The sequence below is a fragment of the Pseudomonas kitaguniensis genome (assembly GCF_009296165.1).
Taxonomy (GTDB): Bacteria; Pseudomonadota; Gammaproteobacteria; order Pseudomonadales; family Pseudomonadaceae; genus Aquipseudomonas; species Aquipseudomonas kitaguniensis.
In genome coordinates, this window is record NZ_VUAZ01000082.1 from 1 (window position 1) to 19,571 (window position 19,571).

The following is a 19,571-nucleotide window of genomic DNA, read 5'->3' on the forward strand; positions in this document are numbered from 1 at the left end:
CTGCTATCGGGATACCAAACGTCAGTCAGTTGCCCGTGTTTGTTGTAGCTGTAGTCGGTAACGTTGCCGTCGGGATCAGTCTTGCGCGTGACCTCGCCTTGATCGTTACGCTCATACTTCCAAATCGCCTCGCCACGGCGCACCACACGTACGAAGCCGTTGTCATGCTCGTAGGAAGTCGGCTCATCGTCCCCCGGAAACAGCGCGACCAAGCGTCCGGCTTCATCGTACTGATACGCCGTCACCGCCCCCAGCGGGTCTTGCTCGACCGTCAGCCGGCCCTGGTCGTCATAGGATTTGAAATGCTCAGCGCCATCCGGATCAATCCGCTGCACCAGCCGTGCGCGCTGGTCATGCACGTAAACTTCCTGGCTGCCATCGGCGTTGTGAACCGTGACCCTGCCGTTGTCATCCCAGGCATAACGCGTGTCCATCTGCGAAAAACTGGCCCAATGCCGAACACACCGCGCCGCCTTGCCTGATCGTTCCCACGCCCAAAAGAAACGCGCGCTACCGGCCAACTGCCGCTCGAGAATGACGTGCTGCTCGTCGTACCGATAAAACTCGGTTTCGCCGACGGCATTGGTCGCTGAAAGCAGTCGTCCAGCGTCGTCGTAGGCGTAGGAAACAAGAGTTTGCTCTGTCAGCCATTCGAAAGGTTCATGGCCTTGGGCACGCTGAACCTGATAGTCCACCGCCACGATGTGGCCAGACGCGTAGCGTAAAAACAGCGACCGGCCTACACCATTGTCCAGCCGCTCAATGCGCCCGAGAAAATCCCGAATAATCCTCAGCCGGTTGTCGTAAGCGTCGCTGATCGCCGTCAGCGCACCCTGAGAGAAGTGATAAAAACGCGAAGCCTGAGCCAGCACTAATTCACCGGGCAGATCACCCCAATAAATCGCCGCTTCGGCCAGGCTGTTGGTGATCGCCGGTCTAGAAACAGTGGGTAACGGAAACTCAGTCGACCGATTCTCATGGTCCGTCCACACCACCGAATCACCGTCCACCACCAGCCGCTGCGCCAGCGAATGACTCCAGCCAAAGCCCAGCCCGCCATCCACGTCCACCGCACTGGTGCGATACACCCGCGACCACTCAAACGGCAAAAGCCCGTCCAGCGCGCCGTCGGTGAGGGTCAGCAATTCTTCCCCGGTGACCATCGACACCGGGCAACCGTGGGTGATGGTTTTATCGGCGCTGGCTGCAGCATCACCGTTCGGGTTCTTGCTTGCAGCGGGCACATCGTCGACGTGCTCTTGGCGCACCAATGTGGTCTTTTGCGTCTTGCCGCGAACCGCAGGCACCGGGTTCGCCACCAGGTTCTGCCCAGCCTTCAACGGTGCAACCGGCACCGCCTTGATCGGTAGCGCCGTGCTGCCCAGCAGCAACGGCTTAACCGCCGCGGTATGTGCATCCAACTTACCCACTAAGAGCTGCTCGGCGAGCAACGCCAACCAACCCCGCGCGCGTGCAGATTTGATAGGGCTCAACACCTGAGCGCCCAGGCGCAGACCCACACCCATCACACCCGCCACCCTGATCAGCAGCAGGTTGATCAACACATCGCCGGTGATTTCCCCCATCAGCTCATTCATTTCTTGCGGTGGCAGCATGCGCATCCAGCTGACCATCGCCGACACATAGATAAACAACAGCGGTTCATCGCTGAGTACCAGCAGGCCGTTGGCGATCGCCTCGTTGCCCAGCGTCAAGAGTTCATCAAGTTCGGCCTGGGAGACGTACTGCAGTAACTTTTGGCTGTTGGGCTTGATGTCCGCCAACAGGTCAAACAGTTGCGTTAAGTTGTCCCACAGACTGTAAAGCGCCTGCACCATGCCACCGAGAAATGCCGATTCCAGCAGCCTGCGCCGGTCAAGTGGGCTGGCGTTTGTATAGTCGTTCCATTGCGTTTTGAACGTGCGGTTCCACTCTTCGCGCAGACGCACTTCCAGCCCCGAGATAACTGACTGATAGGACGCATACAGCGCCTTGATGTGATCCTTGGAAACGTTGGGATAGAAGTTGATTCGGTACTGCTGATTGCGATCACATTCAGTGATTTCGAGAATGCCGCTGGGGCCGATGGTTTTATGGATAGGCTCGCCCAGCGGGCCACCCTTCGGGTCGATACGTTGCAGTACCACCGGCGTGTTGCCGATGGGTACAAAGCGTGTGCTCTGGAACATGTGCACGAGGGTCAACGTGCCGCTGGCCTGGCAGGTGGCGACGGTGCTGCTGGGAAAGATGGAACGACTGATAGGTGCAACCAGCGCCACTTCATCGCCGACCTTGAATACTTGCTCGACATCCAGCGCCGAAAAGCTGAAAAAGCTTTCGGCCCATTCGTCAAAGGTATTCAGGCACTCCCGGAACTCACGCAATACGGCTTCCACATCGACCGTCTTTGCATCCAGTGGGGTCAGTGCCAGCGAGGCAATGGCCGGGTTCAAGCGGCAGCCCCTGCGGGTGTGGCATTAATGGAGAAATACATTGGCGGTCCCTCGCACTGGATGATCAGGCGAGAGACTTTGCAGAGGTTCGTCAGATAAAGAAGTCGGCGCTATTCGCCAGGATGTGCAGGACGTTTCGTCAAAACATCAGGTAAGTGGAGGTGCGCGTGTAGGAGTCGGACCGTGTCGCTCAGCGTGTACGAAGGGTCGATGAACGTTTTTGTCACGTTCAGTGTTGACTGGCGAGTGGAGCTGGCCGGCGAACCCCGGTTAGACTTGCCTGTCGACATCTGCACTGCCCGGCCCGTCGTTTTCTCAGGAAGCCCCATGTATTCAAGCCGTCTGATTCTATGCCTCACCACATTGCTGGTGCTTGCCGGTTGCTCCACGCCACGCGGCCCGCAACAGCCGGCGCGCAGCGAGGCCGAAGTGAAGGCGCAGATCGTGCGTTTGCTGCCGGCGACGGTGCCGGACCGTAACGGTTGGGCGCAGGACATTTACACTGCCTTCGATACCCAGAAAATCTACCCCAGTAGCGAAAATATTTGCGCCGTATTAGCGGTGACCGAGCAAGAGTCCACCTATCAGGTCGACCCCGCCGTGCCGAACATGGGCAAGATTGCCCAGGATGAAATCCTGCGGCGTGCGGGCAACATTCATGTGCCTGCATTCGTGGTACGCAGCGCATTGCAATTGCGTTCGCCCAACGGCAAGTCCTACACCGACCGCCTGAATGCCGCGCGCACGGAGAAGGACCTGAGTGGCATCTTTGATGACTTCATCAGTATGGTGCCCTTGGGCAATAGCTTGTTTGGCGGTTTCAACCCGGTGCACACCGCCGGGCCGATGCAGGTCAGCATCGACTTTGCACAGAAACACGCGCGAGGTTATCCCTACACGGTGGACGGCACTGTTCGTCGTGAGGTGTTCACCCGGCGGGGAGGCATGTATTTCGGTATCGCCCACTTGCTCGGCTACCCGGTGAGTTACGACCAGCCGCTGTACCGCTTTGCCGACTTTAATGCGGGTTGGTACGCCAGCCGAAACGCCGCATTCCAGGCTGCCGTCAGCCGTGTCACCGGTACTGAGCTGGCGTTGGATGGGGACTTGATCCGTTATGGTTCGTTGCTGCCGGGCGGCACCGAGTTGGCGGTGCGCTCCTTGGGCGCGAAGTTGGACATGCGCAACCCCAGCATCCGCAGCCAGCTTGAGCAGGGCGACCAACTCGATTTTGAGCAGACCACCGTCTACGAGCGCGTGTTTGCCTTGGCTGACAAGGCCGCCGGCAAGCCGCTGCCACGCGCGATCTTGCCGGGTATTGTGCTCAAGAGCCCGAAGATCACGCGCAACCTGACCACGGCATGGTTTGCCAAACGGGTGGATGATCGGTATCAGCGCTGCTTGAAACGCTGACTTTGATTACTGTGGCACGCGGGCACTGGTTTTTTTCAGGAATACCGCGCAAAGAAAAGGCCCGATTTTCGTGGAACCGGGCCTTTTCCATGTTGCTCTTTAAATCAGCTGCGTTCGAGGGCGAGCGCCACACCCTGGCCGCCGCCGATGCACAGTGTCGCCAAGCCTTTCTTGGCATCGCGCTTGATCATTTCGTGCAGCAGAGTCACCAACACGCGGCAACCCGAGGCACCGATCGGGTGGCCAATAGCGATGGCGCCGCCGTTGACGTTGACCTTGTCAGCGTCCCATTCCAGCTCTTTGCCCACCGCCAGGGATTGCGCGGCGAAGGCCTCGTTGGCCTCGATCAAGTCGAGGTCGCCCAAGCTCCAGCCGGCTTTGTCCAGGCAACGGCGGGTGGCCGACACCGGGCCAATACCCATGATCGCCGGGTCTACGCCAGCGTTGGCGTAGCTGGCGATGCGCGCCAGAACAGGCAGGCCGAGGGCCTTGGCTTTGTCGGCACTCATCAGCAACACGGCGGCGGCGCCGTCATTAAGGCTGGAGGCATTGCCGGCGGTGACGCTGCCGTCCTTTTTGAACGCGGGTTTGAGCTTGGCCAGCGACTCGGCGGTGGTGCCGGCGCGCGGCTGTTCATCCACCGTGAAGGCCAGCGGGTCGCCCTTGCGCTGAGGAATCAGGATTGGCGTGATCTCATCGACAAAGCGCCCCGCTTCGATGGCCGCAGTGGCTTTTTGTTGTGAGGCGGCGGCGAAGGCGTCCTGGGCTTCGCGGCTGATGCCGTACTTGTCCACCAGGTTTTCCGCCGTGATGCCCATGTGGTAGTCGTTGAATGCATCCCACAGGCCGTCGGTGATCATGCTGTCGATCATCTTGGCGTGGCCCATGCGCAGGCCGGTGCGCGCGGCGGGCAATACGTAGGGTGCCAGGCTCATATTTTCCATGCCGCCGGCGATGATCACGTCTGCGTCACCGCAACGGATGGCTTGGGCACCCAAATGCAGAGCCTTGAGGCCCGAGCCGCAGACCTTGTTCAAGGTCAAGGCCGGTACGGCGTGGGGCAGGCCGGCGAGTATCGATGCCTGTCGCGCAGGGTTTTGGCCGCTGCCCGCGGTGAGTACCTGGCCGAGGATCACTTCATCCACAAGGGCTGGGTCGAGGCCGGTCTGTTCCAGCAGGTGCCGGATCACGGCCGCGCCCAGTTGCGGTGCCGGGATGCTGGCCAGCGAACCTTGAAAGCTGCCCACGGCGGTGCGGGTGGCAGCGACAATCACGACGTCTTGCATGGAATCTGTCCTCACTGGAAGTGCATTTCTGGAACGTGGTCCGGGACGATGAGTTTACCGGCGGTCTTGCTCACAATCTCTTCCACGCTGACGCCAGGTGCGCGTTCCTTGAGGACAAAAGCGCCATTTTCGATTTCCAGGTACGCAAGGTCGGTCAACACACGCTTGATGCAGTTCGCGCCGGTCAGCGGCAGGCTGCATTGGCTGAGTAACTTGGACTCACCGTCTTTGGAGGCGTGCGTCATGATGACGATGATGTTTTCCGCACCGGCCACCAGGTCCATGGCGCCGCCCATGCCCTTGACGAGCTTGCCGGGGATCATCCACGAAGCGATGTTGCCGTGTACGTCGACTTCAAAGGCGCCGAGCACGGTGAGGTCAACGTGGCCGCCGCGAATCATCGCGAAAGACTCTGCCGAGGAAAAAATCGACGCACCGATACGTGCGGTCACGGTTTGCTTGCCGGCGTTGATCATGTCGGCGTCAATGGTTTCCTCTGTGGGAAACGGGCCCATGCCGAGCAGGCCGTTTTCCGATTGCAGCATCACTTCCATGCCTTCGGGGATGTAGTTGGCCACCAGGGTCGGAATGCCGATGCCGAGGTTGACGTAGAAACCGTCCTGCATTTCACGGGCGACACGTTGAGCCATTTGTTCGCGAGTAAGCGCCATTTTTTTTTGTCCTTATCAGGTGGGCCAAGGGGTTATTTGCGGACGGTGCGCTGTTCGATGCGCTTCTCGAAGGTGCCGCAAATAACCCGGTCGACGTAAATGCCTGGCGTGTGGATCTGCGCCGGGTCGAGTTCGCCTGGTTCGACGATTTCCTCGACTTCGACCACCGTAATCTTGCCCGCAGTGGCGGCCAGCGGGTTGAAGTTCTGGGCGGTGTGGCGATAGATGACGTTGCCGAAGTGGTCGGCTTTCCAGCCTTTGACTATCGCGAAGTCGCCGGTGATGGACGCTTCCATCAGGTACGGGCGCCCGTTGAATTCACGGGTTTCCTTGCCTTCGGCGACCGGCGTACCGACACCGGTGGCGGTGAAGAAGGCGGGGATACCGGCGCCGCCCGCGCGCATTTTTTCGGCCAGCGTGCCTTGGGGGGTCAGTACCACTTCGATTTCGCCGCTGAGCAATTGCTTCTCGAACAAGGCGTTTTCACCGACGTAGGAGGCGATCACTTTGCTGATCTGCTTTTCTTCCAACAGGATGCCCAGGCCGAACCCGTCGACCCCGCAATTGTTGGAAACAACCGTCAGGTCGCGTGTGCCTTTGCGCTTGATCTCGGCGATGAGGTTTTCCGGAATGCCGCACAGGCCAAAACCACCGGAAAGCACGGTCATGCCGTCTTCCAGGCCTGCCAGTGCTTCTTCATAGGACGCCACGCGTTTATCGAAACCTGCCATACGCACCTCTTTTATTATGTGTGGGCCAGCCAATGAACCGAGTGTTGCGCCGCCGGATTGATTTGTTAAGTTGTTTTTTGAGGTTGATTAATTTAGAAAACAGCATAGTCGACCCGCCGGAGAGAGTAGCGCCATGACCGTTAAACAGATGCGTGCCTTTATCGCCGTGGCACAGAGCCTGAGTTTTGCTGCTGCCTGCGAGCGCCTGCACCTTTCCCAATCCGCGCTGAGCCTGACGATCAAAGGATTGGAAGAGGGTCTCGGCGGGCGCTTGTTCAGCCGTAATACCCGCAACGTTGCACTGACGCCGGAAGGCGAGTCGTTGTTGCCCTTGGCGCGCCGATTGATAGCCGATTGGGACAATGCCGAAGATGAGCTGCGCCAGCGCTTCACCCTGCAGCGTGGCCGCGTGACAGTGGCGGCGATGCCATCGTTCGCGGGTAATCTGCTGCCGCCGATCCTGAAGATATTCCGCGCGCGTTACCCTCACGTGAATGTGACGGTGCATGATTTGATCAACGAGCAAGTGCTGGAGATGGTCCGCGACCGCCAAGTGGAACTGGGCGTGGCATTCGAGCCGTCCGAAGCATCGTCACTGGTGTTCACCCCGTTGTACCTGGACCGCTTTGTTGCCGTGGTGCCCGGTGATTCGCCTTTGGCACAGCACACCGAAATTGACTGGCAAACCTTGTTGCAGCAACCGTTCATTACGCTGCAGCGACCCTCTACGGTGCGCGTGATGCTGGAGGACCATTTGGGCGCTTTGCAGATGAAGTTGCCGGTGGCGCTGGAGAGCCATCAATTGGCAACAGTGGGCAAGATGGTTGCGAGCGGGCTGGGGGTCAGTGCTGTACCGGCATTGTGCACACGGCAGATGGAAGAGGCGGGAGCACACTGCATCACCTTGAGAGCGCCGGTGATTGAGCGACCGATTGGTGTACTGACCAAACCGGGGCATGAGTTATCGGCGGCGGCGCAGGTGTTGTTTGATATTTTTCGCGATGAAGCCGGGAAGGGCAGCTTTCCAGCGTTTTAAATTGAAGTGCGGCTGTGGGAGTAGGCCGGCCAACGCCCACAGCCGTTAAATCGTTATCAGTAGTAGCGGTCAATCACTTTAACCTGCGATTGGCCGCGCAGGTTCTGCCATTCGGTATTGAGTGTATGAAACACCTGCTCAATGAAGTTGCGGTCAGCTGCAGCCTTCTTGCCGACATAACCCTGGCCGCGACGGTACACCTTGAGGCGCGCTGCCAGCTCACGGTTATTCCTGTCGAACTCTGCTTCTTCGGTGTTGGGCGCCAGGCAATCAATTTGCACTTCGCCCGATTTTCCAACCCAGAGGATATGGTCGTCGAGTGTGTCTTTCTGCGCTGCGAACATCTCAGCCAGTTCATCGATAGTGGGTTGGTTATTCAGATTCATGTGTAAGCCCCTTGACCAGTTGGCGATCTATCAGTTGATTCGTTAAAACTGCTTAGTTGTCTCCGGTTCCGAAAACCGGGCGTCGGCGACTGTCTGCCGAATAGGGGCAGGGTCTTGAACCTGATGCATGTAGTGTTGCTGATGAACTGCTACGCAATGGTTTCATGGCGAAGACGGGCAGCGTTTAGGCTGCATGTACCAATCCTTGCGGGTCGGTCAGCTTCATCAATCTGCCTTGTGGGCAGTGCACATCCGGAAGAAACAGCTCGGCGGTCAGACGAGCTTGTTCAAAACGCGTGTTACCGACGCTCCCGATCCGGGAGACGTCTCGATAATGCAAGGACAAAAAGGTTACGTCAACGATTATGTAGTGATTTTTTTTGATCACTACATAAATCGCTGCGGGGACGGGAGAGTGCGGAAAAACGTGACTTGGGCGTCATTTTCTGGAGTCGCGGGTCGAGCCGAAGAGCAAGGGCTACCCCAGTCGCTCGACCAGTAATGGCAGCAACTGCTCGCACGACGCCGCGATTTTAGCCTGCAGCAATTCATCCCCGCGTGTCTTGCCGAGGTTGATCGCAATCACCGGCTTGCCTTGCTCGACCATCGCTTTGCACAGGCGAAACGCCGAATAGGCCATCAGCGACGACCCGACTACCAGCAAACCCTCGGCGTGGCCTACCGCAGCCATTGCTCTGGCCGCCGTCGACTGGGCGACGTTCTCGCCGAAGAACACCACGTCCGGTTTCAACCGCTGGCCGTTGCAGTGGGGGCAGTGGGGTACGTGGAAGCGTTCTTCAAAGGCCGGGTCCAGCAGCGTGTCGCCATCGGGCGCTTGCACGGCATCGACGCCCGCCAGGTAAGGGTTCTGATCTTCCATCATGCGCTGAATCACATCGCGTTCGCTGCGTTGCAGGCAGTCCAGGCACAGCACCCAATGCAGACTGCCGTGCAGCTCGATCACGTCACGGCTACCGGCCTGGTCATGCAGCGTATCGACGTTTTGCGTGATCAACCCGCTGATGTGCTCGTGTTGTTGCAGCGTCGCCAGCGCCACATGCGCCTTGTTCGGCTGCGCAATGCGCACGCGTGGCCAACCGAGCATCGCCCGCGCCCAATAACGGCGCCGCGCTTGCGGGGTGGCCAGGAACTCCTGGTACATCATCGGCGCCTTGCCCCGGCGCACCCCCTCGCTGTCGCGATAATCCGGGATGCCCGACGAGGTGCTGATGCCCGCACCGGTCAACACCAGAAAGCGGCGTTGCGCCATGGCCCGGTGCAGGGTGTCGAGGTGCTGCTCTTGATGTTCCAGCGTGTCCAGCATGAATTCCCCTATTCGCCGCGAATGTACTGCTCCAACTGCTTGATCAGGTCAGCCTGTTCGGCGATTGCTTCTTTCACCAGGTCGCCGATAGACAGCAGGCCGATCAGCTTGCCATCTTCAACCACGGGCAAGTGGCGCAGGTGGCCATCCGTCATGATGTTCATGCATTTATCGACACTCTGGTGGGTGTCTACGGTAATCACCGGCGAACTCATGATCTCGCTCACGGCGGTGGTGGCGGAAGAACGGCCCTTCAGGATCAGCTTGCGCGCGTAGTCACGTTCGCTGATTACACCGACCACTTTACCCTCGTCCACGACCGGCAAGGCCCCGACGTTTTTGGCTGCCATCTGGATCAATGCCTCCATCACCGTCTGGTGCGACTTGATGGTATGCACGGCCTGGTTTTTCTGGTCCTTGGCGTTGAGCAATTGTGCGACGGTTTTCATGGCGGCCACTCCGGTGTTGTTTTTAGGTAGTCAGGGTCTGTTACAGAATCCTAGACGGCCTACGGCGGTGCAAGGCCCCAAGCGGCGTTAAACCCGTCGAAAAACGTCATTCGCCGGATGTTTTCAACGTTCACCCGGCATTTGACGGCTTTTTCGTACGTTTAGGCGCAGCCGTGGTTTTGCGTGGCGCAGCCTTGCGTTTGTTTTTCCAGGGCGTGGCGCCTCGCACGGCGGGGCTTGCCGGACCGGTGATGGTCATGCGCATGCCATTGCAGCGCGCCACCTGTTTGCTCATCCAAGCCGCCTGTTTGGCGACGAACTCTTCCAGGCTCATTTCACCGTTTTGCACCATGTCCAGCGCTTGTTCCCAGATAGCCGTGGTGCCAGGGTCGGCAATCGCGCGGGGCACCGCGTCGATCAAGCTGAACGCGGCCGGTGTCGCCGACAGGGCTTTGCCGTTTTTTACCAGATAACCACGGTCGAGCAGCCCCTGGATAATGCCGGCGCGCGTGGCCTCGGTGCCGATGCCGGTGGTGTCCTTGAGCTTTTGCTTGAGCAGCGGGTCCTGTACCAGCTTGGCAACGTTTTTCATCGCCTTGATCAGGTCACCTTCGGTAAAGGGCTTGGGCGGCTGGGTCCACAGGTCTTTGAGGTTGACCTTGGCCACTGCGTAATCCTGACCCTGCACCAGCATCGGTAACGCCTGCGGCGCCGGTGCCTCACGCCCCTTTGCCGGTGCCAGTGCTTCGGGCAGGGCGCGTTTCCAACCCGGTTCGATGATGACCTTGCCGACCGCGCGCAACGCCTGGCCTGCGCAATCGAAGTCTGCCTGGGTGCGGTCGTATTCGTGGTTGGGCAGGAACTGCGCCAGGTAACGTGCGCGAATCAGGGTGTAGACCGCGCGGTGTTTGCCGGTGAGTTGGCTTACGTCCTTGCCGGCGCCGGTGGGGATGATGCCGTGGTGCGCGCTGACCTTGGCATCGTTCCACGCCCGCGAACGGCGTTGGGGGTCGATATGCGGCATCAGTTCATTCACTGCCGCATCCGCACGGCCCAGCGCTGCGAGTATCTTCGGCGCGTCGCTGTGCTGGCTGACAGGCAGGTAGCCGCAATCGCTGCGCGGGTAGGTGATGACCTTGTGGGTTTCGTAAAGGGATTGCGCCACATCCAGGGTTTCCTGAGCGCCGAGGCCGAGCTTTTTCGAGCAGATTTCCTGCAACGTGCCGAGGTCGAAGGGCAGGGGCGCCACTTCGCGCATGCGCTCGGTACGTAACTTCACCAGCCGTGCGGTGGCGGCATTACGCATGGCGTCGGCGGCTTGCTGCGCGAGTTGCGGGTTGAGGCAGCGGCCCTGGTCGTCACAGGCGTCGTCGGCGGCGCGCCATTGGGCGGTGAAGGTCATGCGTTCGTGGCGCAGGTCCACATCAATCGCCCAGTAGGCCACCGGCACAAAATCGGCAATGCTGCGATCGCGGTCTACCACCAGGCGCAAGGTCGGCGTTTGTACCCGACCCACCGGCAATACACCTTGATACCCGGATTGGCGCCCGAGCAGAGTAAACAAGCGACTCATGTTCATGCCGATCAACCAGTCGGCGCGCGAGCGGCCGAGGGCTGAGTGATACAGGCTGAACGTTTCGGCACCCGGCTTGAGGGCGGCCAGCGCCTTGCGAATCGAGGCGTCGTCGAGCGCCGACAGCCACAATCGCTGGATCGGCCCGCGATAGCGGCAATGTTCTACCAGCTCGCGGGCGATCATCTCGCCTTCACGGTCGGCGTCGGTGGCGATCACCAACTCCTGCGCTTCCCCCAGCAAACGCTTGACCGCTTTGTACTGGCTGGCGGTCTTGGGCTTGACCAGCATCTTCCATTTTTCCGGGACGATCGGCAGGTCGGCCAGCACCCAGCGTTTATATTTGGCGTCGTAGGCGTCGGGCGGGGCGGTTTCGAGCAAGTGCCCGATGCACCAGGTGACTGTAACTCCGTTGCCCACCCAGCAACCGTCGCCACGGCGACTGGCGCCGAGCACGGCCGCAATGTCCTTGGCCTGGGAGGGTTTTTCGCAGAGGTACAGCCGCATGGTCAGCCCATTCGTTAAACCGTTGAATGAGCAGCAGGATGGGCAAAAGAACCGATTTGATCAACCTTTATCTGGATGGATATACAGCAATTTGTGTGTGCCCCCGCCGGTTGAAGGGTGGGGGCGCCCGCGGTCAGTTGTTATCGATGTCGACATGCCGGGTTTCTTTGAGGCAAAACAGCCCGACAATCAAACTCACCCCGGTCACCACCACCGGGTACCACAAGCCATAGAAAATATCGCCGGTGTACACCACCAGGGCAAACGACACGGTCGGCAGGAACCCGCCAAACCAGCCGTTACCGATGTGGTAGGGCAGCGACATCGAGGTATAGCGAATGCGCGTCGGGAACAACTCCACCATCAACGCCGCCAGCGGGCCGTAGCACATCGCAGCGATCAGGATCAGCGCCACGATCAGCGCCACCACCATCACCTTGTTGACCTGCGCAGCGTCCGCCGCCGTCGGGTAGCCCGCCAGCGTTACTGCGCCGCGCAGGGCCGCTTCGTCATAACCGTCGATGCGCACGTCACCCACGCTCACTTGCACTTGGCTGCCTGCCGGGGCGGCGGCGCTGCTGTACGGCAGGCCTTGTTTGACCAGGAAGGTCTTGACCTTGTCGCACGGGCTGTCAAAGCGCGCCTTGCCCACCGGGTCGAACTGAAAGGTGCAGGTGGCCGGGTCGGCCAGTACGGTGATTGGGGACTGGCGGCTGGCGTGGTCCATCGCCGGGTTGGTGTAGTGCGCCAGGCCTTTGAAAATCGGGAAGTACAGCACGGTCGCCAGCAATAAACCGAGCATCAGCACCGGCTTGCGACCGACCTTGTCCGACAGCCAGCCAAACAGGATAAAGAACGGCGCGCCAATCACCACGCTGATGATCAACAGCATGTTGGCCAGGGCCGGGTCCATTTTCAGGAACTGCGTGAGGAAGAACAGCACATAAAATTGCGCCGCATAAAACGTCACCGCTTGCCCGCCGTTGATGCTGAACAGCGCGATCAGCACCACTTTGAGGTTTTCCCATTTGCCGAAGGAATCGCGGATCGGCGACGTGCTGCCTTTGCCTTCCTCTTTCATTTTCAAGAAGGCCGGCGACTCGTGCAGGCTCATGCGGATCCAAGTGGAAATACCCAGCAGCACGATGGAAAACAGAAACGGAATACGCCAGCCCCACACTTCAAACTGGTCGCCGGTGAAATAACGGCAGGCCAGCACCACCAGCAGCGACAGCAGCAGGCCGAGGGTGGCGGTGGACTGAATCCAACTGGTGTGCAGGCCGCGTTTGCCAGCCGGCGCATGCTCTGCCACGTAGGTCGCTGCGCCGCCATACTCACCGCCCAACGCCAGACCTTGCAGCATGCGCAGCACAATCAGGATGATCGGTGCGGCAATGCCGATGCTGGCGTAGGTCGGCAACAAACCGACGCAGAAGGTCGCGACGCCCATCAGGATGATGGTCACGAGGAAGGTGTACTTGCGCCCGATCATGTCGCCGAGGCGACCGAACACCAGCGCGCCGAACGGCCGCACCACGAACCCGGCCGCAAAGGCCATCAAGGCAAAAATAAACGCCGTGGTGTCGTTGACTCCGGCGAAGAACTGCTTGCTGATCACCGCCGCCAGCGCGCCATAGAGAAAGAAGTCATACCACTCGAACACCGTCCCGAGGGACGAGGCGAAGATGACCTTTTTTGAGTCGTTACCGGCGCTGGCGGTGGCCGCCGAGTGCAGGGGGTGAGCATGTTCTGACATTGGGTAGCCCTCACAGTGATTATTTATTGTTGTTCCACTGTCGGCGCCATGTGCGGCGCCGCTATTCAGATTGCATGAACCGTTTCTCTGTGTGCGGTGAGGCTCCTTGTGTTCGGCGAGAGGATCATTTGCGCGGCTTTTTCCGCGATCATCAGTGTCGGTGAGCAGGTGTTGCCGGAGGTGATAAGCGGCATCACCGAGGCGTCGGCGATGCGCAGGCCGGGCACGCCGTGCACGCGCAATTGAGCGTCGACCACCGCGTGCGGGTCGCTGCCCATGCGGCAGGTGCCTACCGGATGGAAGATGGTCGTGCCGATGCGCGCCGCGGCTTCTTGCAGTTGTTCTTGTGTTTGCAGCGCATCGCCGGGCAGGTATTCCACCGGCTTGAACTGGCTCAAGGCGGGTGCGGCCACGATGCGCCGAGTCAGGCGAATGGCATCGGCAGCCACTCGCAGGTCCTCGGGGTGGCTGAGGTAGTTAGGCTGAATCAACGGCGCATCCGCCGGGTTGGCCGAGCGAATATCAATGCGGCCACGGCTGTGCGGGCGCAGGTCGCAGACGGACGCAGTAAACGCCGGGAACGCGTGCAACGGTTCACCAAAGCGCTCCAGCGACAGCGGTTGCACATGGTATTCGAGGTTGGCCGAGGTCTGTTCCGGGCCGGAGCGCGCAAACGCGCCGAGCTGGCTGGGCGCCATCGACAGCGGGCCACTGCGGTCGTACAAATAGCGCAGGCCCATGCCCATTTTGCCCCACACGGTGCCCGCGATCTGGTTGAGGGTGCGCGCATTTTCGAGCGTGTAGATCAGCCGCAATTGCAGGTGGTCCTGCAGGTTACCGCCCACGCCGGGCAACGCATGCACCACGTCAATGCCAAGCGGCTTGAGCACGTTGGCCGGGCCAATGCCCGAGCGCTGCAAGATACCCGGCGACCCTACGGAGCCCGCGCACAGCACGATTTCCTTGCGCGCTTTCCAGCTCATTTGCTGCGCCTGATGCCGCCCGACTACGTGTGAGGCGCGGCCGTTTTCGAGCACTACACGGTCGACTTCCACCTCGGTCAGCACGGTGAGATTGGGCCGCTGGCGGATCGGCTTGAGAAACGCCTTGGCCGCATTCCAGCGCACGCCGGCCTTTTGGTTGACCTGGAAGTAGCCGCAGCCTTCGTTGTCGCCCTGGTTGAAATCGCTGACCGGCGCGATGCCGCTTTGCGCCGCGGCGTCTCTAAAGGCGTCGAGAATCGGCCAGTGCAACCGCTGTTGTTCAACCCGCCACTCACCGCCGTCGCTGTGAAATTCCGAGCCGCCGGCAAAGTGGTTCTCGCTGTGTTTGAACAGTGGCAGCACGTCTTTCCAGGCCCAACCTGCGTTGCCGGCCGCCGCCCAGCCGTCGTAGTCACGCGCCTGGCCGCGCATGTAGATCATGCCGTTGATGGACGAGCAGCCGCCCAGCACCTTGCCGCGCGGGTAACTCAGCGCACGGCCTTGCAGGCCTTCCTGGGCTTCGGTCTTGAAGCACCAGTCGGTGCGCGGGTTACCGATACAGAACAAGTAGCCGACGGGGATGTGGATCCACGGGTAGTTGTCGCGGCCACCGGCTTCCAGCAGCAGCACGCGGTGGGCGGGGTTGGCGGACAGTCGGTTGGCCAGCAGGCAGCCTGCGGGACCGGCGCCTACCACCACGTAATCGTATTCAGCAGTTGCAATGGGCATCTGAGGCCTCGCTTGTTTTTCTTATTGCCCTCATCCTAGTTGTTAGTTTTCGTCTTAAAAATGTTAGTTTTTACCCAGCGGCTGTGCGTTTTTAAACAGTGCCCGGTAATTCCCGCAGGCGCGCTGATTCTTTGTGAAGGGGAGGCGACATGTTCGACTGGAATGACCTGCGGTTTTTTCTGGAACTGCAACGCAGCGGCCGCTTGCTGACGGCCGCGCAACGCCTGAAAACCACGCACGCCACCGTGGCACGGCACATCGAGGCCATCGAAAAAAGCCTCGGCACCGCCTTGTTCGTGCAGCACGCGCAGGGCTATGAGCTGACACCCTCCGGCGAAGCCCTGCTCAAACACGCTGAAGCCATGGAAAACGTCGCACTGCAGGCCGAAGAGGAACTCACCCATTCCACCGCGCCGTTGGGCAAAATTCGCCTTGGTGTGGCCGAAGGGCTGGGCGTGATGTTCCTCGCCAGCCGCATGGGCGGGCTGTTCGAGCGCTATCCGGGGCTTGAAGTGGAACTGTTGGCGGTGCCGCGTTTTGTCAGCATCCTCAACCGCGAAGCGGAAATCAGCATCCACCTCGAACGCCCCAGCGTTGACCAACTGGTCACGCGCAAGCTCACCGACTACCGCCTGGCGCTTTACGCCAGCCGCGCGTACCTTGCGCGCAACCCGCCCATCGAAAAGCGTGAAGACCTTGCCGCCCATGCATGGATCGATTACGTGGATGACCTGTTGTTCAGCCAGGAGCTGAAGTTTCTGAGCAGCTTCTGCCGCAACCCCAAAGTGGTGTTCCACAGCACCAGTGTGATCGCCCAGCACCAAGCCGCGCGTTCCGGCTTGGGCATCGCTGTGTTGCCGTGTTTCATGGCTGCGGGCGACGCAGAACTGGTGCCGTTGTTGCCGGCCGAGAGCATCCAGCGCAGCTATTGGATCAGCTCGCGCCGGGAACTGCACAAATCCGTGCGGCTGCGCGTGTTGTGGGATTACGTGGTGCAATTGTGCGCACGTGAGCAAGGGTTGCTGCTCGGCGAGCCCAACTGAAGGCGCTTGACCGTTCCCCCTGTGGGAGCCATCACCCCGGTCGGCCGGTTAAACCGAGTCACCTGCATCGCAGCAGGCCAGCCCCCACATTTGAACTCGGTGTGTCAGGCAGGCTTAAGCGTTTCGCAGCTCAAACTCCGCGCTGGCGAGCTTCTCTCCATTGACCAGCACATGCACCCAATGCTTGCCGGGATAGTGCTTGCGCGTGGTCAATTGCCGAATATGCTGCTCGCGCCGAATGCTCTGATGCTCGCCTGCACCCAGCGTAAACGCCTTGAGCTTGAACACTTTGGCCGCACGGTGGCCAGCGCTTTTTACGTAGTCGATGGCTTAGTCCACCACCAGTTTTTGCGCAGTGGTGGCGGTGGATTCCAGGCTGAAAGAAAGGCTGATGCGCTCGCCCAGGCTGATCACCGCGGGCGTGACCGCCAAACGGTGAATCCTTACCTCTGCTTTGGCCCCGGCGCCGATGACCGTCAGCGCGCGGGTATTGCCTTGCTTGATCAGGCTGCGCAGCGCATGGCGGGCGATCCAGGCGGTGTGTGGGTTATCCAGGTTCCAGCCTTCGATCAGGCTGAGCACCCATTCCGGGTGGTCTTTGGTGATGTCGTTGAGGTGGTTGGCCACCGATTTGCGCACGTAGAGGCTGCTGTCAGCCTTGAGATTATCGAGGATCGGCGCGCACAGCGCGGGGTTCGCCTGCACTTCGGCGAGGCGAAACGACCACGGCAGGCGTGGCCGAGAACCTTCACTGGCCAAGCGGCGCACGTGTTCGTTGGCGTCCAGCGACCAGGTTTGCAGCACCGCCAACGTGCGCTTGAGGTCGTGCAGCAAGAACGGGCGGATGGCGAATTCGGCCGAACCAAAGGTCGTGAAGTATTTGAGCGCGGCCATCGAGCGCGTGAAGTCGCCCTGGCCGTAACTCGCCACATAGTGCGGCAGGCAAAGGCTGACAAACGCGCTGTTCAGGCGCGGCGCGAGGGCGTAAAGCAGCGTGAGCGTTTGCGCATAATCCAGCGCGATCACCGCGTGCAGGCTTTCGCTGACCCGCGCCACGCGCTGCATCACCGACAACTCGGCCAGCCCCGCCTTGGCGTGTGCAAGAAAGCCCTTGGCGTCGAACGCCGGGTACACCGCCGACATCTCGGTGGCGATGTGTTGCAGGCGTTCGGCGTTGAAGATTTCTTTGAGCGCTGGCGCGCTTTGCTCGGTCATCGGTAAACCCACGGCATTAGAGAAACCAGCGGTATTCCCGCGCGTTGATCTCTTGTTGAAAGGCCAAATGATCCTGGCGTTTGTTTTCGCAATACACATCGACAAATTCTGCGCCGAGCTTATCGCGTACCACCGGTTGATGCTGCATGGCGCGTACGGCCTCAAGCATTTCAACGGCGAAGTCAGTGCCGCTGTTGCGGTCTTGATTCAACGGTGCGATGGGTTCTTGCCTGGCTTCAAGCCCATGCTCAAGCCCCGCAAGAATCGCCGCCAGCACCAGGTACGGGTTGGCATCGGCACTCGCCAGGCGGTGTTCAATACGCAGGTTACGCGGGTCGGAGTCGGGAATGCGCACGCACGCGTCGCGGTCCTCAAAGCCCCAACTGGCGCGCGTGGCTGCGTTTGCTGCAGCGCCCAAGCGGCGGAAGGCATTGTGGTTGGGCGAGAAGATCGGCATGCAGTGCGGCAGCAATTGCAGGCACCCGGCTACGGCGTGGCGCAGCGCTTGCTGCTGATGCGCCGCCAGCAAGTTATTGCCCGCCGCGTCATACAGGCTGACATGTACATGCATGCCGCTGCCGGGAAATTGCAGGTAAGGCTTGGCCATAAAGCTGGCGCGGTAACCGTGCTTGAGCGCCACGCCTCGGCTGCTGCGGCAGAACAGCGCGGCCCAGTCGGCGGCGCGCAGGGCGTCGTTCTGATGGCCAAAATTGATCTCGAATTGGCCGGGGCCGAGTTCGGCGGTGATCAGCGTGATGTCGATGCCCTGGTCCCTGGCAGTTTGCGCCATGTCGTCCAGCACTTCGCTGAAGCGCGACAGGCGTTCGATGTGCAGGTTGGGTTGGTCATCGGCGTCGCCGCTCAAGCGGTCACGCGCATATTGTGGCAAGCCGTTATCGAGTTGCTTGTCGAACAGGTAGAACTCCAGTTCGAAGGCCACCACCGGGTGAATGCCCTTGGTGTGCAGGCGCTGCAGCACCTTGGCCAAGACTTCGCGGGGTTCGAATTCAATCGGCGCGTCGGTGCCGTCCGAGGTGATCAGCATCTGCCCCAGTGGCTGTGGCTCCCAGTTCACCGGCTTGAGTGTGCCGGGCACCAAACGGCGGTTCGCGTCCGGGTCGCCGTCATGGAAGCAATAATCACCAATCTTGAACAGCCCGCCTTGCACGCCCAGCAGTACGGCGTTTTGCGGCAGCTTCAAGGGGCTGCCGGCGGCGACTTTTTCCAACAGGTCGACCGGGTAACGCTTGCCGTAGAAGTGCCCGGGAATATCCAAAGCGATCAGGTCGACGTAGCGCACGTTGGGGTAGTGCTGGCGAAACGCGCGTACTTCGGCCAGCAACGTGGCGGCGCAAGGGTTTTTCACAGGCGATGCTCCTAGTTGTAAACCCACAGCACGCGGGCAGGCAGGTCGCCAGGTTGGCGTAGCGGCACTGCGCGAAACTGGCCAGGTGAAAGCTGTCGCCAGCGCCGAGGGTGACCGCGTCGGGCTCACCCTCCACCCACAGCGTCAACTCGCCTTCGAGCACAAAACCGGCCTGCTCGGCGCGGTCGCTGATGCTCTGTTCGCCGCTGTTAGCGCCGGGTGCCAGCAGGCTGTCGAGCATCGAAAAAGCGCTGCTCATGCTCGGCGACACCAGAATGTCGGTGATGCCATTGGCGTAATACACCGTGCGCCGTTCGTTGGGGCGGGTGACCCATTGCACCGCCTTGGGTTTGGGCAGGCTGTAGAAGTAAGTGGTGGGCACATCGAGGGCGTGGCTGATGGCGGTCAGGTCCGCCACGGTGGGCGCGACAGGCCGCGTTCGACCTGCGACAGAAACCCCACCGAGCGTTGAATTTTTTGCGCGAGCTGGGCGAGGGTGAGTTTTTTGTGCTTGCGCAGGTCGTGGATCAGCACGGCCAAAGCGTTTAGTTCTTGTTGTTGGTTCATGAAATTTATTTCGTGAAATTTCATGAAAAATTACACGATTAATTTCACCAAGGCAACGGGCATGCAGTGGCCAGTTGAATGAT

At 60.4% G+C, this 19,571-nt stretch carries 14 protein-coding genes and 2 pseudogenes; 3 read left to right on the forward strand and 13 right to left on the reverse strand.

What is annotated here, in order from left to right; all coding sequences use genetic code 11:
• Window positions 1–2,453: RHS repeat domain-containing protein (locus tag F0169_RS14785; RefSeq protein WP_172979448.1), on the reverse strand; the 2,453-nt coding region annotated here is incomplete at its 3' end.
• Between the two features lie 327 nt (window positions 2,454–2,780).
• On the opposite strand from F0169_RS14785, the gene F0169_RS14790 reads away from it, so the two are divergent.
• Window positions 2,781–3,866, forward strand: a complete 1,086-nt coding sequence (locus F0169_RS14790) for a DUF1615 domain-containing protein (RefSeq protein WP_152746928.1) — start codon at window positions 2,781–2,783, stop codon at window positions 3,864–3,866.
• 104 nt (window positions 3,867–3,970) lie between these two features.
• Here the strand turns inward: F0169_RS14790 and F0169_RS14795 are convergent, their stop codons facing one another.
• From F0169_RS14795 to F0169_RS14805, 3 genes are read right to left on the reverse strand one after another with little or no spacing between them, the layout of a single operon-like run.
• Entirely contained in the window at window positions 3,971–5,152 is a 1,182-nt protein-coding gene (locus tag F0169_RS14795) for an acetyl-CoA C-acetyltransferase (RefSeq protein ID WP_152746929.1), read from the reverse strand.
• Between the two features lie 11 nt (window positions 5,153–5,163).
• Window positions 5,164–5,823: a CoA transferase subunit B gene (locus tag F0169_RS14800; RefSeq protein ID WP_032886654.1), complete on the reverse strand. Its 660-nt coding sequence runs from the start codon at window positions 5,821–5,823 to the stop codon at window positions 5,164–5,166.
• Between the two features lie 32 nt (window positions 5,824–5,855).
• Window positions 5,856–6,554 (reverse strand): CoA transferase subunit A, encoded by a 699-nt coding sequence (locus tag F0169_RS14805; RefSeq protein WP_058415045.1) that lies wholly within the window; start codon window positions 6,552–6,554, stop codon window positions 5,856–5,858.
• Window positions 6,555–6,687: 133 nt separating this feature from the next.
• On the opposite strand from F0169_RS14805, the gene F0169_RS14810 reads away from it, so the two are divergent.
• Window positions 6,688–7,590: a LysR family transcriptional regulator gene (locus F0169_RS14810; RefSeq protein ID WP_152746930.1), complete on the forward strand. Its 903-nt coding sequence runs from the start codon at window positions 6,688–6,690 to the stop codon at window positions 7,588–7,590.
• 56 nt (window positions 7,591–7,646) lie between these two features.
• Here the strand turns inward: F0169_RS14810 and F0169_RS14815 are convergent, their stop codons facing one another.
• The 6 genes from F0169_RS14815 to F0169_RS14840 all read right to left on the reverse strand — a co-directional run bounded on the left by F0169_RS14815 (window position 7,647) and on the right by F0169_RS14840 (window position 15,297).
• Entirely contained in the window at window positions 7,647–7,976 is a 330-nt protein-coding gene (locus F0169_RS14815; RefSeq protein ID WP_058415043.1) for a hypothetical protein, read from the reverse strand.
• A 478-nt stretch (window positions 7,977–8,454) separates the two neighbouring features.
• A complete protein-coding gene (locus F0169_RS14820) occupies window positions 8,455–9,300 on the reverse strand; it encodes an NAD-dependent protein deacetylase (protein WP_152746931.1) in 846 nt (281 codons plus the stop codon).
• A gap of 8 nt (window positions 9,301–9,308) precedes the next feature.
• Window positions 9,309–9,749, reverse strand: a complete 441-nt coding sequence (locus F0169_RS14825) for a CBS domain-containing protein (RefSeq protein ID WP_058415041.1) — start codon at window positions 9,747–9,749, stop codon at window positions 9,309–9,311.
• A 130-nt stretch (window positions 9,750–9,879) separates the two neighbouring features.
• A complete protein-coding gene (locus tag F0169_RS14830; RefSeq protein ID WP_152746932.1) occupies window positions 9,880–11,829 on the reverse strand; it encodes a DNA topoisomerase III in 1,950 nt (649 codons plus the stop codon).
• Between the two features lie 133 nt (window positions 11,830–11,962).
• Window positions 11,963–13,585, reverse strand: a complete 1,623-nt coding sequence (locus tag F0169_RS14835; RefSeq protein ID WP_152746933.1) for an MFS transporter — start codon at window positions 13,583–13,585, stop codon at window positions 11,963–11,965.
• 65 nt (window positions 13,586–13,650) lie between these two features.
• The gene (locus tag F0169_RS14840) at window positions 13,651–15,297 is read right to left on the reverse strand and encodes a GMC family oxidoreductase (protein ID WP_152746934.1); all 1,647 of its coding nucleotides are present in this window, start codon (window positions 15,295–15,297) and stop codon (window positions 13,651–13,653) included.
• A 149-nt stretch (window positions 15,298–15,446) separates the two neighbouring features.
• Between F0169_RS14840 and F0169_RS14845 the strand changes: the two genes are divergently transcribed.
• On the forward strand, window positions 15,447–16,340 hold the full coding sequence (locus tag F0169_RS14845; RefSeq protein WP_058415037.1) for a LysR family transcriptional regulator: 894 nt from the start codon (window positions 15,447–15,449) through the stop codon (window positions 16,338–16,340).
• 114 nt (window positions 16,341–16,454) lie between these two features.
• On the opposite strand, the pseudogene F0169_RS14850 reads toward F0169_RS14845, so the two are convergent.
• The 3 genes and pseudogenes from F0169_RS14850 to F0169_RS14860 form a co-directional block, all read right to left on the reverse strand.
• Window positions 16,455–17,555, reverse strand: a pseudogene (locus F0169_RS14850) (DNA alkylation repair protein).
• A gap of 16 nt (window positions 17,556–17,571) precedes the next feature.
• The gene (locus F0169_RS14855) at window positions 17,572–18,921 is read right to left on the reverse strand and encodes a glutamine synthetase (RefSeq protein WP_172979449.1); all 1,350 of its coding nucleotides are present in this window, start codon (window positions 18,919–18,921) and stop codon (window positions 17,572–17,574) included.
• 11 nt (window positions 18,922–18,932) lie between these two features.
• Window positions 18,933–19,488: pseudogene (locus F0169_RS14860) on the reverse strand (helix-turn-helix domain-containing protein).
• Between the last annotated feature and the right edge of the window lie 83 nt (window positions 19,489–19,571).